This window comes from Mycobacteroides abscessus ATCC 19977 (assembly GCF_000069185.1).
GTDB classification, from domain to species: domain Bacteria; phylum Actinomycetota; class Actinomycetes; order Mycobacteriales; family Mycobacteriaceae; genus Mycobacterium; species Mycobacterium abscessus.
The window spans coordinates 1,359,853-1,373,642 of sequence record NC_010397.1; the positions used below are offsets into that span (position 1 = coordinate 1,359,853).

General features: G+C 65.7%; 13 protein-coding genes and 1 pseudogene. 11 read left to right on the plus strand and 3 right to left on the minus strand.

Annotated elements, in window-relative coordinates:
• Positions 1 to 65: 65 nt before the first annotated feature.
• From sigE to tatB, 4 genes and pseudogenes are all read left to right on the plus strand, one after another.
• Positions 66 to 662: pseudogene (gene sigE / locus MAB_RS07025) on the plus strand (RNA polymerase sigma factor SigE); the annotation flags it as partial.
• Between the two features lie 110 nt (positions 663 to 772).
• A complete protein-coding gene (gene rseA, locus MAB_RS07030; protein WP_005088067.1) occupies positions 773 to 1,216 on the plus strand; it encodes an anti-sigma E factor RseA in 444 nt (147 codons plus the stop codon).
• A 9-nt stretch (positions 1,217 to 1,225) separates the two neighbouring features.
• Entirely contained in the window at positions 1,226 to 2,704 is a 1,479-nt protein-coding gene (gene htrA, locus MAB_RS07035; protein WP_005110085.1) for a serine protease HtrA, read from the plus strand.
• On the plus strand, positions 2,704 to 3,114 hold the full coding sequence (gene tatB, locus MAB_RS07040) for a Sec-independent protein translocase protein TatB (RefSeq protein WP_005059662.1): 411 nt from the start codon (positions 2,704 to 2,706) through the stop codon (positions 3,112 to 3,114). The genes htrA and tatB overlap by 1 nt, the downstream gene beginning before the upstream one ends.
• A 93-nt stretch (positions 3,115 to 3,207) precedes the next feature.
• Here tatB and MAB_RS07045 read toward each other — a convergent pair whose 3' ends face one another.
• Together MAB_RS07045 and MAB_RS07050 are read right to left on the minus strand one after the other, a co-directional pair.
• Positions 3,208 to 4,344, minus strand: coding sequence for an Mrp/NBP35 family ATP-binding protein (locus MAB_RS07045; RefSeq protein WP_005074275.1), 1,137 nt, complete (start codon positions 4,342 to 4,344; stop codon positions 3,208 to 3,210).
• 23 nt (positions 4,345 to 4,367) lie between these two features.
• Positions 4,368 to 5,651 carry a lytic transglycosylase domain-containing protein gene (locus MAB_RS07050; RefSeq protein WP_005110086.1) on the minus strand — a complete coding sequence of 428 codons (1,284 nt, stop codon included), beginning with the start codon at positions 5,649 to 5,651 and terminating at the stop codon, positions 4,368 to 4,370.
• Between the two features lie 325 nt (positions 5,652 to 5,976).
• On the opposite strand from MAB_RS07050, the gene MAB_RS07055 reads away from it, so the two are divergent.
• Positions 5,977 to 6,927, plus strand: a complete 951-nt coding sequence (locus tag MAB_RS07055) for an oxygenase MpaB family protein (protein WP_005110087.1) — start codon at positions 5,977 to 5,979, stop codon at positions 6,925 to 6,927.
• Positions 6,928 to 6,950: 23 nt separating this feature from the next.
• Positions 6,951 to 7,913, plus strand: a complete 963-nt coding sequence (locus MAB_RS07060; protein ID WP_005110088.1) for an HpcH/HpaI aldolase/citrate lyase family protein — start codon at positions 6,951 to 6,953, stop codon at positions 7,911 to 7,913.
• Here the strand turns inward: MAB_RS07060 and MAB_RS07065 are convergent.
• A complete protein-coding gene (locus tag MAB_RS07065; protein WP_005110089.1) occupies positions 7,910 to 8,575 on the minus strand; it encodes a DUF4190 domain-containing protein in 666 nt (221 codons plus the stop codon). The genes MAB_RS07060 and MAB_RS07065 overlap by 4 nt on opposite strands.
• 157 nt (positions 8,576 to 8,732) lie before the next feature.
• Between MAB_RS07065 and MAB_RS07070 the strand changes: the two genes are divergently transcribed.
• The 5 genes from MAB_RS07070 (at position 8,733) to MAB_RS07090 (ending at position 13,785) form a co-directional block, all read left to right on the plus strand.
• Positions 8,733 to 9,254, plus strand: a complete 522-nt coding sequence (locus MAB_RS07070) for a YflT domain-containing protein (protein ID WP_005110090.1) — start codon at positions 8,733 to 8,735, stop codon at positions 9,252 to 9,254.
• A 199-nt stretch (positions 9,255 to 9,453) separates the two neighbouring features.
• Positions 9,454 to 10,878, plus strand: a complete 1,425-nt coding sequence (locus MAB_RS07075) for an ABC transporter substrate-binding protein (RefSeq protein WP_005110091.1) — start codon at positions 9,454 to 9,456, stop codon at positions 10,876 to 10,878.
• Positions 10,875 to 11,777, plus strand: coding sequence for a carbohydrate ABC transporter permease (locus MAB_RS07080; RefSeq protein WP_005074284.1), 903 nt, complete (start codon positions 10,875 to 10,877; stop codon positions 11,775 to 11,777). The genes MAB_RS07075 and MAB_RS07080 overlap by 4 nt, the downstream gene beginning before the upstream one ends.
• The gene (locus MAB_RS07085) at positions 11,774 to 12,607 is read left to right on the plus strand and encodes a carbohydrate ABC transporter permease (protein ID WP_005059671.1); all 834 of its coding nucleotides are present in this window, start codon (positions 11,774 to 11,776) and stop codon (positions 12,605 to 12,607) included. The genes MAB_RS07080 and MAB_RS07085 overlap by 4 nt, the downstream gene beginning before the upstream one ends.
• Before the next feature lie 2 nt (positions 12,608 to 12,609).
• Positions 12,610 to 13,785 (plus strand): ABC transporter ATP-binding protein, encoded by a 1,176-nt coding sequence (locus MAB_RS07090; RefSeq protein WP_005110092.1) that lies wholly within the window; start codon positions 12,610 to 12,612, stop codon positions 13,783 to 13,785.
• The last annotated feature ends 5 nt before the right edge of the window (positions 13,786 to 13,790 follow it).

Consider the following 13,790-nt stretch of genomic DNA (forward strand, 5'->3'; position numbering starts at 1 on the left):
CAGCCGTAACCGAACAGGAGGAACACGCGATTTCGCTTACGCGTATCAGCGAGCCCGATTACACCGAATTCGTCGACGCCGCCAACGCCGACGAACTATCCGGGACCGCAGTATTCGATGCCACTGGAGACCAGGCCGCCATGCCGTCCTGGGATGAACTGGTTCGTGAGCATGCCGACCGCGTGTACCGCCTGGCGTACCGGCTTTCCGGCAGCCAGCAAGATGCCGAGGACCTGACACAGGAAACCTTCATCAGGGTGTTCCGCTCGTTGCAGAACTACCAGCCCGGCACCTTCGAGGGTTGGCTGCACCGCATCACCACCAACCTGTTCCTCGACATGGTTCGTCGCCGCGGGCGCATCCGCATGGAAGCGCTGCCCGAGGACTACGACCGGGTGCCGGCTACCGACCCCGATCCCGAGCAGATCTATCACGACGCCCAGCTGGGTGCGGACCTGCAGGCCGCACTGGATTCATTGGCACCGGAGTTCCGTGCCGCCGTGGTCCTGTGCGATATCGAAGGTCTGTCCTACGAGGAGATCGGCGCCACCCTGGATGTGAAGCTCGGCACCGTCCGCAGCCGTATCCACCGCGGTCGGCAGGCCATCCGGGAGTACCTGGCTGCACACTCCTCGGCATCCGCGCTCGCGGCCGCCGAGTAGCGCGCGACACCATTGGTGCAGGTTGGTACGCAATGAGTACATTCGCGCGCTATCTTCGAGGTAGGCCGGTACGAGTCCGCCGGCCATTCCGAACCGAAGGGAGCGTCGCCGTGGTGGATAGCGGCTCGTTCCGTAGGGCGTTCTCGAGTTTCTCCTCTTTCTCGCGACTGCCCTCCCCGTTCGCCTCGCAGAGTGGGGCACCGGTGGGCGCGCCGCGCCAGTTCGGGTCCACCGAGCATTTGTCCACGGAGGCGATCGCGGCGTTCGTCGACGGCGAACTGCGGATGAGTGCGCACCTGCGGGCAGCGCACCATTTGTCGATGTGCGCCGAATGCGCGCTGGAGATCGACGCACAGCGCCAGGCGCGCACCGCGCTGCGCGACTCCGGAGCCATTCGGGTGCCGGGCTCCTTGCTTGGACTCCTCAGCCAGATTCCGCACATCCCGCATGACGTTGCGCCGCCGCAGCCCTCGGCACACGAGGGTGAGCTGCCGCCCGCGTTGGGTGGTGACGCGGTGCGGCCGGATAGCCGCGCACGTCGTAAACGCCGGTAGGGTGGGCCGGTGACCGCAAATCAGGACACCGCCCCCCGGTTGGCGCCGCGCCCGGTTGACCGGCCGCCTGTCGATCCGGCTTCGCAGCGGGCTTTCGGCCGTCCGTCGGGGGTATCCGGTTCGTTCCAGGGCGCGGACAAGTACCGAGACCAAGGGGAGTACACACCGCGAGTAGGTCCGCCGGACCCGGTGTTGGCACAGGCCTTCGGGCGGCCCGACAACGTGACCACGTCGCTTCAACGCCACCCTGCCGACGCCGGCAAGCTCGACGCCGCCGACGAAGGACCGGATGCCGCGGAGGACCCGTGGCGCGACCCCACGGCGCAGGTCCAGCTGGGCAGGCCCGCCGTCAACAAGGCGCCCGTATCGTTGTCCGGTGCACCGGCCCCGAAGCTGGGTGTGCGCGATGTTCTCTTCGGTGGCCGGGTGTCCATCCCCGCGCTCGCCATTCTTGCCGCGGTCGCACTACTGATCGGTCTGGTCGGCGGCATCATCGGGCGCAAGACGGCCGAGGTAGTCGAGGCATTCACCACGTCGAAGGTCACCTTGACCACCGATGACAGCACCCAGCCCGACGAGTCCCGATTCACCGCGGTGGCCAATGCCGTCAAGAGCTCGGTGGTGACTATCGAGGCCAGTTCGGATGACGAGGTGGCCCAGGGCTCGGGAGTCGTGATCGACCCCAAGGGCTACATCATTACCAACAACCATGTGATCTCCGACGCCGCCAAGAACCCCGGCAAGTTCAAGATCGAGGTCATCTTCAACGACAGCAAGAAGGTGCCCGCCAATCTGGTCGGGCGCGATCCGAAGACGGACATCGCGGTGCTGAAGGTCGACAACGTCGACAACCTGACCGTGGCGCGCCTGGGAGACTCCGACAAGGTCGCCGTCGGCGCCGAGGTCATCGCGTTCGGTTCCCCGCTGGGTTTGCGTAGCACCGTGACCGGCGGCATCATCAGCGCCCTGCACCGACCGGTGCCGCTCTCGGGAGAGGGTAGCGACACCGACACCGTGATCGATGCGCTCCAGACCGACGCCGCCATCAACCACGGCAACTCCGGTGGTCCGCTCATCGATATGAAGTCTCAGGTGATCGGGATCAACACCGCCGGAAAATCGTTGAGCGACAGCTCAAGTGGCCTCGGATTCGCCATCCCCATCAATGAGGCTGCCGACGTCGCGCAGACGTTGATCCGCGACGGAAAGATCGTGCACGCGACCCTGGGCATCAGCAGCCGTACGGTCAGTAACGCGACCGCCACCGGGGCCGAGGTGGCCAACGTCAAGGCCGGCAGCCCCGCGGAAAAGGGCGGCATGCTGGAGAACGATGTCGTGGTCAAGGTCGGTAACCGGACAGTGGCCGACGCCGACGAGTTCGTGGTCGCGGTGCGGCAGTTGAAGATCGGGCAGGAAGCCACCATCACTGTGCTCCGTCAGGGTCGGCCCGTCGAGCTCAAAGTCACGCCCGGTCCAGACGGCTCCTGATGTTCGGCAGTGTCGGCTGGGGAGAGCTGCTGGTCCTGCTGATCGTGGGGCTCGTGGTGCTCGGCCCGGAGCGGCTGCCCGGGGCGATTCGGTGGACCACCGAGTCGCTGCGCAAGGTGCGTGACTACGCCAGCGGTGCGACGGCCTCGTTACGCGAGGAGTTGGGGCCCGAATTCGACGATGTGCGCAAGCCGCTCGCCGAGCTGCAGAAGCTGCGGGGGATGACGCCGCGCGCCGTCATCACCAAACACCTTCTCGATGGCGATGATTCGGTGTTCGATTCACTGACCCGGCCGTTGGACGACGTGAAGAAGGCGGTTACCGAGCCTGCGCCCACGCCGATCGTCAACCCCGAACTCGCCAAGCCCGCGGAGCCCGGGCCGACGCGTTACGACGCAGACGCGACGTAACCCGCGTCCACCCCCACCCTGTCCGCGAGCATGCTCAAATGTGCCCGATTCACGCCGAAACAGGCACATTTGAGCATGCTCGCGCGGGAAGGGTCAGTTACGGCGTGCCGTATCGATGTTCAGCGACATGCCCGCCAGGCCGCGGCTGCGCGTCGACAACTTGTCCGCGACTGCCCGAAGAGCTTGGCCTGCGGCCGAATCCGGCTGACTGAGCACGATCGGCAGGCCGTCGTCGCCACCCTCGCGCACCGCCGGGTCCAGCGGAACTTGGCCGAGTAGCGGCACCTTCGTCCCCACCACCTTGGTCAGGCTTTCGGCGACAGTGTCGCCGCCACCGGACCCGAACACCTCCATGCGAGTGCCGTCGGGCAGCACCAGCCAGGACATGTTCTCGACCACGCCGACGATGCGTTGACGAGTTTGAGTCGCGATCGCGCCCGCGCGCTCAGCCACCTCGGCGGCGGCTTGCTGCGGGGTGGTGACAACCAGGATCTCCGCACCGGGTATCAGCTGCGCCACCGAAATCGCGACGTCGCCGGTGCCCGGCGGCAGGTCCAGCAGCAGCACATCCAGGTCGCCCCAGAAAACGTCGGCCAGGAACTGTTGCAGCGCGCGGTGCAGCATGGGCCCGCGCCACACCACCGGGGTGTTGCCCTGGGTGAACTGGGCGATCGAGATGACCTTCACGTCGTGGGCCACGGGGGGCAGGATCATCCGTTCCACCTGGGTGGGCCGGTCGGAGGTGCCCATCATGCGTGGCACCGAGTGGCCGTAGATGTCGGCGTCGAGCAGCCCGACGGACAAACCCTTGGCGGCCATCGCGGCAGCGAGGTTCACTGTGACGCTGGACTTTCCGACGCCGCCCTTACCGGAGGCCACTGCGTAGACGCGGGTGAGAGAGCCGGGCTGGGCGAATGGGATAACCGGCTCGGGGCTGTCACCCCGCAGTTGCTTACGCAGTTCGGTGCGCTGTTCGTCGTTCATGACGTCCAGTTGCACCCGCACGGTGCCTACGCCATCGACATCGGCGGCGGCCTGCGTCACCCGCTCGGCGATCTCGGCCTTCTTCGGACAGCCGGAGGTGGTGAGGTAGATGCCGATCTCGACGTTGTGGGCGTCGTCGAACGTGATGTCCTTGACCATCCCCAACTCGGTGATGGGACGGCGAAGTTCAGGATCGATAACCCCGGCGAGTGCGCTGCGCACGGCCGTGGTGAGCTCGGATGTCACTACCCGAGTCTAGGGCGTGCCGTTTACGGCCTCGGCGCTGCCGGTGCGGGCGCGGGTCCGGGCGCCGGTCCCAGCTCCACCGGGGGTGGCGGCGGGGCAAACGGGTTGAACGGCTGTGGTGCCTGGTTGGGGGCGAACGGGTTGAACGGCTCGGCCGGGGGCTGCGGCGCGAATGGGTTGAATGGTTCGGCCGGAGGTGGCGGCGGGGCGCAGAAGAGCATGCATGGTGCCTGGGGTGCCTCGGGCGCGGGCGGGACGGCTCCCGGCAGGGCCGCGATGACAGCCCGATCCGGAGTCAGCGGATTGACGATGGGCAGCTGGGCCAGCGGATCGTTGGGCGAGAGCCCTGCGACATCGGTTACCGAACCCGGTCCCAGTCCGCGGGACTCGCCGCCGCCCAGATGGGCCTTGCGCTCGGGTGCGACATCGGCGGCGGTAAGCGGCGGCAGATTGAGCGGAAGCACCCCGGTGGCGTATCCGGCGGCCCAGGCGAGCACGTTCTGCGCATAAGCCACCGAGTTGTTGTAGCGCAGGATGGCCGACATCGTTTGCGAGCGATCCCGCAAATTCAATCCGCCACTGCATAAATATCGGGCGGCGGCCAGGCTGGCGTCGAATACGTTCTGCGGATCGGCCTTGCCGTCACCGTCTCCGTCGGAGGCGTAGTGGTTCCACGTGCTCGGCAGAAACTGCATGGGGCCCATGGCCCGGACGTAGACCTGAGCACCCTGGGTTCGGCTCTGCTCGTGGTCCACGATGACCTCGTTGCCCGGCAGCGTGCCGTCCAGGCTGGGGCCGTAGATGGGCCGGACTACACGGCCCTTCACGTCGGTCGCTCCATTGTTGGCGTGGCCGGACTCGATCCGGCCGATGCCCGCCAGCAGGTTCCAGCTCACGCCGCACCCCGGTGCGGCCTTGGCCATCATCTTCTCGGCGTTCTGATAGGCCTCCAGGGCGATCTTCGGAATGCCAAGGCCACCAGGGGCCATCACGATCCCCGGAGGCGGCGGCGCGATCGCGGCGCTCGGGGCGATGCGGTACTGCGTGGGGGGACGCACCACGGTCACCAGGTTCAGTTCACCGACCTCGGCCTGCGGGGTGGCCGCGGAGACCATCGGAACCGGAACAGGCACGACGGCTTGGCCGCTCACCTGGGCGCTGCTCGCCGCGACCGCGAAGCCGACGACCGTCAGGGCGCTGAGCCCACCGACCCGCAGCCACGGCACGGAGGCCGAGTTGCCCCTGATGCGCGATGCCGCGCCACGCGCATGATTCACCGAGGTCGCAACCCAATGTGGCAGCTCCACTCGGTTCCTTCCTTCGGGCCCGTTTCGGGGCCCCTGTGTGTGCGTCCGGGTCCATCTGTCGGCACTCATTCTGACCTATGTAGTCGTGACGGGTGTGACCGATGTGAACCGGGGAAACGATACCGGCGCGATCACGGCCGGGTTGCAAAATGGGCAAACCCCAGCGAATTTCGGTTGGTCGGCCAATCTCGCTCGGGCACGCCGAGTTCGGTGTATGGCGCTGCCAGAAATGGGCGGGTGGCTATCTCGCGCGGAAGGGCCTCGACATTGGCTGACTTACGGTCAGTATCTAGACGTAAACATAATCAATTGATAGCGTTACAACATGACCGCAGCACCGGATGTCGCCGTCCACTGGGAACTTGGCTCCGATCGGCCCCGCGAGGACCATGGCTTCTTCGGGCCCGATTCGCCGACGTGGAAGGTGTGGACCAGCCCCACAGCACTCATCGGATTCCAGCGCTCGGTGGTGCTGGAACATTTCGAACCGCACCTGGCCGCCGCGGTGGCCGACGCGGCCGGCATCTATCGGGATCCGCGTGGACGGATGGACGGGACCCTCGCCTACTTCCTGATCGTCGCGACAGCCGATTCGCGTACCGCCGTCGAGGCCTCCGAACACCTCCAAAAGGTGCACGCACGGTCCAAGGGCATCGATCCGGTCACCGGAACTCGCTACAGCGCCAACGATCCGGCATCTCAGCTGTGGATTCACGTCACCGGTTGGCATTCTGTGCTCAAGTGCTACGAGGTATTCGGCCCGGGACCGCTGAGCCGGGCCGAGGAGGACCGTTACTGGTCCGAGTGTGTGATCGCCGCCGAATTGCAGACCGTCAATCCCGCCGAGGTACCACGATCACGCGACGAGGTCCGTCAGTACTTCGCACGGATGCGGCCCGCCTTGTGCACGTCCGAACGGGCCCAGCGGGCCATGCACTATCTGTTGCGCACCCCGCGGTCGGGCAGCAGCAATATGCAGTTCTGGGCGATCAGCCGACTGCTGGCACCCGCCACTATCGCGACGCTGCCGCGCTGGATGCGTGAGCTGGGGCAATTCGATCAGCCGGGCATTGTCGACGCCGCCTACCGCCCGCTGGTGTCCGCCGGTATGCGTATCGCAGGCATTCCGGCGGTGGAGACCACGATTCTGCGGCGCAGCCTTCCGATGACGCGCACCGCACTGCGCGATTTCCACAAGGCCAAGGCGCCGCTGCGGCCCGTCACCGTCACGCCGGCCGAGGCCAAGGAGCGGTACGGGAGGCGAGCCACCGCATAGGGCGGCGCCTACGCTGACTATCTGTGACAGCACCCGCGTACCGTCCACGCCGCACCACGCTGGCTGTGCCCGGCAGCAGCCAGAAGATGATCGACAAGGCGAAAACCCTTCCGGCGGACGAGGTCTTCCTGGACCTTGAAGACGCTGTCGCCGCACCCGCCAAGGTAGAGGCGCGCCGGCGCATCGCCGAGGCGCTCAACGCTCCGGGATGGTCCGGCCAGCTGCTGTCGGTGCGCGTCAATGACTGGACCACCGAATGGACCTACGCCGATCTGGTGGAGATTGTTTCCCGGGCGGGCGCCAACATCGACAACATCCTGCTACCCAAGGTCACCGCCGCCTCACACGTGACGGCTCTTGATCTGCTGCTCACCCAGCTGGAGCGATCACACGGGCTGCAGGTGGGTGCCATCGGCATCCAGGCCCAGATCGAGAACGCCGAGGGGCTCACCAATATCGACGCGATCGCATCGGCCAGCCCGCGCATGCGCTCACTCGTCTTCGGTCCGGCCGACTTCATGGCCAGCCTCGGCATGCGCACGCTGGTGGTGGGCGAACAGCCGCCCGGCTACGACGGCGAGGCTTATCACCATGTGCTGATGACCATCCTGGTCGCCGCGCGGGCGCACGGAATCGATGCCATCGACGGTCCCTATTTGAAGGTGCGTGACGTCGATGCCTTCCGAACTGCGGCAGCCCGATCGGCCGCACTCGGTTTCGACGGGAAATGGGTGCTACACCCCGCACAGATCGAGGCGGGCAACGAGATATTCAGCCCGCGGCAAGACGACTACGACAGGGCCGAGCTGATCCTGGACGCCTACGAGTGGCACACCTCGGTCGCCGGTGGTGCCCGGGGAGCGGTAATGCTCGGAGACGAGATGATCGACGAGGCCAGCCGCAAGATGGCGCTGGTGATCGCGGGCAAGGGACGTGCCGCGGGAATGGCTCGCCAGGCGGCCCCTTACGAGCCTCCGACGGGCTAGAAAGACCCCGACGTGCTGCTGCTCCCCGCGGCTATCACGATGAGGACCAATATCCACAGCACGGGGATCACCGCGCCCAGGATGATGCCGGCAATCGCTATGCCCTTGCCGTCCTGCTGTCTGGTCTTGAGCTGATTCAACGCGACGACGCCGAGGATGACGCCGACGATGCCGAGGATGATTCCCAGGTAGCAGGTCACGATCGCCGCGATCGAGGTGATCAGGGACGCGATGGCCAGCCCATTGGTGCCGCCGGTCTGCCCGTACGCGCCGTATCCGTAGGGATCGGCGTATCCCGGCGGGGGATATCCGGGATAGCCGCCGGCGACGGGGTAGCCCGGCGGTGGATAGGTGCCGGGCTGCCCCGGCTGATACGACGGATAACTTTGGCCGTATTGCGGATACGCGGCCTGCGAGGCCGTCGGATACGGCGGGGGCGCGGTGGGATACGCGGGGGGAGCCGTCGGGTAGGCGGAGGCCGGGTACGCCGGATAAGAGGCGGTGGGCTGCCCGGGTGCTTCCCAGGCAGGTGGGGGGCTGGGGGTCGGGTTCGCCGCGACCGCGGGATCGGCCGGCGGCGCGGACTTCTCCAGGGACGGGTATTCGTATCCGGATGAGGCGTCAGGGCTTGATCCGGAAGGCTCGTGACCCGGGGTAGTCATGGCGCAAACCTAGCGTATCGAGGCAGGTATGGGCCGCGCTGCGGGCGGAAAGTCGCAGGTCGCGGTCAAAGGGGCACCAACTGGTGCTCCTGGGCGTTAAATAAGTGCTAGCTAGTGCGCCATCGTGCGCCGCCGACTCTCCAGGAGGACCGTACTCGTGGGACAACCGCTCACACCCGGGCAACCACCACGCTCGACGTCACAGCGCTCCCCGCTGTCTTCGTCATTGTCTCTGCCGACACCGCCACAGGGCTGGCCTATCGGTTCATATCCGACCTACGCGGAGGCCCAGCGCGCCGTCGACTATCTGTCCGATGAGCAGTTCCCGGTCGAGAACGTCACGATCGTCGGGGTGAATCTGATGCAGGTGGAACGGGTCACCGGTCGCCTGTCCTGGCCCAAGGTGCTGGGTGGGGGCATGCTCAGCGGCGCGTGGCTGGGTTTGTTCATCGGCCTGGTGCTGGGAATGTTCAGCACGAATTTGGCCGGATCTTTGGTGGTAGGGCTGACTGTCGGCCTGGTGTTCGGACTGGTCACTGCCGCGGTACCTTATGCCATGACAAGGGGCACAAGGGATTTCGCATCGACGATGCAGCTGGTCGCGGGGCGTTACGACGTGCTGTGCGAGCCGGCGCAGGCCGAGGCCGCGCGCGACATGTTGGCCAAATTAGCCATCTAGACCCGGCCTGTTTCGCGCCCTATGGCGCTGGCCGGTGCTGTCTCCGGTGGCTGCTGAGCCCGACACCGCGGACAGCGCCCGCACCGAACATGTTGCATGTCACCTGGTTTTCGCTCTACGGTTGCCGCGCGGGACGGGTGTACCCGCCGTGTGGGCACGCGGAGGTGCTTGAGACACGTCAACGGACCAGGAGGCGGTCGTGCTGGAGTCGTCGGCCAGATGGTTCCGACGCAAGGGTGTGGCGCTGGGCTCGTCCCTGCTGACCTGCCTGACGCTGGCTTCGCTGACCGGATGTGCCCGCTCCGACGACCAGATCGTGATCCGCTTCTATACTCCGGCCAGCGAGGCGGGGACGTTCTCCGCCGCCGCACAGCGATGCAATAGGGAGCTGGGCGGCCGGTTCACCATTCTGCAGGTCAGTCTGCCGAAACGCGCCGACGAGCAGCGGTTGCAGCTCGCGCGCCGGCTGACCGGCAACGACCGGACCCTGGACCTGATGGGGATGGACGTGGTGTGGACCGCCGAGTTCGCCGAAGCTGGTTGGGCGCTACCGCTTTCCGACGACCCAGCGGGTGTGACCGAGGCCGCCGCGCAGCGTGACGCCCTCGCGGGACCGCTGGAGAGCGCCCGGTGGAAGGGCAAGCTGTACGCCGCCCCGTTGAGCACCAATACTCAGCTGCTTTGGTACCGCAAGGATCTGGTTCCCGAACCGCCCGCTACATGGGATCAGACGGTGCGCGAGGCGGAGAATTTCGCGCGGTCTGAGGGTCCCAGCTGGATTGCTCTGCAGGGCAAGCAGTATGAGGGTCTGGTGGTTCTGTTCAACACACTGCTGTCCAGCGCGGGCGGCTCCGTTCTGGCCGGTGACGGTAAGACCGTTACGTTGACGGACACCCCGGCGCACCGGCAGGCCACGGTCACTGCCTTGCGGACCATGAAATCGATCGCGACAGCCGATGGGGCCGATCCCTCGATCACGCAGACCGACGAGGGCACAGCACGTTTGGCATTCGAGCAGGGCAAGGCGGCATTCGAGATCAATTGGCCATTTGTGATGGCCAGCATGATGGAGAACGCCATCAAGGGTGGCGTCCCGTTCTTGCGACTGGACCGGCGGCCGGACCTGACCGGCGCGATCGGCGATGCGGGCCGATTCGCGCCGAGCGAGGAGCAGTTCGCGGCGGCGTACGAGGCTGCCAGCGCGGCGCTCGGTTTCGCGCCATTTCCCTCCGTGGTGGCCGGCCAGCCGGCCCGGGTCACCATTGGCGGGCTGAACATCGCGGTCGCCAAGACAACGCGATACAAGGCGCAGGCCTTCGAGGCGCTGAACTGTCTGCGCAGCCGGGAGAACCAGAAGGCGACAGCCATCGAGGGCGGCTTGCCGGCGGTCGACTCGTCTCTGTACGACGATCCGGAGTTCCAGGCGAAATATCCGGCGTACGCGATCATTCGCGACCAACTGGCCAACGCCGCGGTGCGTCCCGCCTCGCCCTACTATCAAGCCATCTCGACGCGGGTCTCCGCCGTGTTGGCGCCGATCACCGGTATCGATCCCGAGCGCACGGCGGACCTGCTGAACGATCAGGTGCAGAAGGCCGTCGACGGGCGGGGGCTGATCCCGTGACCGACAGGACAAGCTCCGAGGGCAAGAGGGCCGAACGCCGGCTGGGGCTGCTACTCATCGCGCCGGCAGCGCTGCTGATGTTGGCGGTCACCGCATATCCCATCTGCTACGCCATCTGGCTGAGCGTGCAGAAGTACAGCTTCGCCAGTCCGCAGGATCGCAAGTTCGTGTGGTTCGACAACTACATCACCGTCCTGAGCGACAGATATTGGTGGAGTGCCCTTGTCGTCACACTTGTGATCACGGTGATTTCGGTGCTCATCGAGCTCGTGCTCGGGTTGGCCCTGGCGTTGGTGATGCACCGGACCATCTTCGGGCGGGGCGTGGTGCGCACGGCGGTGCTGATCCCGTACGGCATCGTCACGGTGGCAGCGTCATACAGCTGGTACTACGCGTGGACGCCGGGCACCGGTTACCTGGCGAATCTGCTGCCCGCGGGCAGCGCGCCACTGACGCAACAGATTCCGTCGCTTGCGGTGGTGATCCTGGCCGAGGTGTGGAAGACCACGCCGTTCATGGCATTGCTGTTGCTGGCAGGTCTGGCGCTGGTGCCCGATGATCTGCTCAAGGCCGCCCAGGTCGACGGGGCCAATGGGTGGAGCAGGCTGATCCGCGTCACCGTGCCGATCATGAAGCCCGCGATCCTGGTCGCGTTGCTGTTCCGTACCTTGGACGCCTTCCGCATCTTCGACAACATCTATGTGCTGACCGGTGGCAGCAACAACACGGGATCGGTGTCGATTTTGGGATACGACAATCTGTTCAAGGCCTTCAACGTGGGGCTTGGCTCGGCCATCAGCGTGCTGATCTTCCTGTGTGTGGCCATCATCGCCGTCATCTTCATCAAGGGCTTCGGGGCTTCGGCGCCGACCACGGATGGCGAGGAGGCAAGACGGTGAGCCGCCCCGATTCCTCGCGTACCGCCGGCTGGCTGATCGCCGATGTGCTGGTGCTGTGCTATGCACTGGTGCCGGTGCTGTGGGTGCTCAGCCTGTCGCTCAAACCGACGTCGTCGGTCAAGGACGGCAAGTTCTTTCCGTGGCCGATCACCCTGGACAACTACCGGGGCATCTTCAGCGGCAACGTGTTCACCTCGGCGCTGGTCAATTCCATCGGCATCGGGCTCATCGCGACAGTGATCGCCGTCAGTGTGGGCACCATGGCGGCCTACGCGGTTGCGCGGCTGGATTTCCCAGGAAAGAAGGCGCTCATCGGAGCGGCCCTGTTGATTGCGATGTTTCCGCAGATCTCGCTGGTGACACCAATTTTCAACATCGAGCGCTCCGTCGGTCTGTTCGACACCTGGCCGGGATTGATCATCCCGTACATCACCTTTGCGCTGCCGCTGGCCATCTACACCCTGTCGGCCTTCTTCCGGGAGATCCCCTGGGAACTGGAGAAGGCTGCCAAGATGGACGGCGCCACTCCGGCGCAGGCCTTCTGGAAGGTCATTGCCCCGTTGGCCACGCCCGGCATCGTCACCTCCGCGATCTTGGTATTCATCTTCGCGTGGAACGACCTGCTGCTGGCGATCTCGCTGACCGCCACCGACCGATCCATCACCGCCCCGGTGGCCATCGCGAACTTCACCGGCAGTTCGCAATTCGAGGAGCCCACCGGATCGATCGCGGCAGGCGCCATTGTCATCACGGTGCCGATCATCATCTTCGTGCTCATATTTCAACGACGGATCGTCGCCGGATTGACCTCCGGTGCAGTGAAGGGTTAGCGATGGCTGAGATAGTGCTCAACCAGGTGTCCAAGACATACACGGACGGTTCGGCCGCGGTGCGGGACGTGAGCCTGAACATCGCCGATGGCGAGTTCATCATCCTGGTCGGGCCCTCCGGCTGCGGTAAATCGACGACGCTGAACATGATTGCCGGACTTGAGGACATCTCGTCCGGCGAGCTCACCATCGCCGGCGAGCGAGTCAACGAGAAGGCGCCCAAGGATCGCGATATCGCGATGGTGTTCCAGTCATACGCCCTGTACCCGCACATGACGGTGCGCCAGAACATCGCCTTTCCGTTGACCCTGGCCAAGATGAGCAAGGACGACATCAACGCCAAGGTCGCCGAGGCCGCGAAGATCCTGGATCTGACCGATTATCTAGACCGCAAGCCCGCCAATCTTTCTGGTGGGCAGCGGCAGCGAGTGGCGATGGGCCGTGCGATCGTGCGCAGCCCCAAGGCCTTCCTGATGGACGAGCCGCTGTCCAACCTCGATGCCAAACTACGGGTGCAGATGCGCACCGAGATCGCCCGGCTGCAGAAGCGGTTGGGCACCACCACCGTGTACGTCACGCACGATCAGACCGAGGCGATGACCCTCGGAGACCGGGTGGTGGTGTTGCGCGCCGGCAAGGTGCAGCAGGTGGGCGCGCCCCAGGAGCTCTACGACACGCCGGCGAACCTGTTCGTCGCGGGCTTCATCGGTTCCCCATCCATGAATTTCTTTCCGGCGACGCTCACCGACGTGGGTGTGCAGTTGCCGTTCGGTGAAGTGACTCTCGATGCCGGGCTGTACGCGGGTATCACCGCGCGGAAGCCGTCCGGCGATGTGATCGTAGGCATCAGGCCCGAGCAGTTCGAGGATGCGGCACTGGTGGACACCTACAAGCGGATCACCGGCTTGACGCTGACGGTCAACGCCGACGTGGTGGAGTCGCTGGGTTCAGACAAGTACGTGCACTTCACCACCGAGGGCGGCGCCGCGCACTCGGACGAGTTGACCGAACTTGCCCAGGAGTCCGAGGTCGCCGAGAACGAGTTCGTGGCACGGCTTTCCGCGGCGTCAAAGGTCGCCGAGGGGCAGCCCATCGAGCTGATCATCGATACCGGCAAGCTGGTGATCTTCGACGCCGAGTCGGGTGAGAACCTTTCGCTGGCCGCCACCGCAGAGTGATCAGC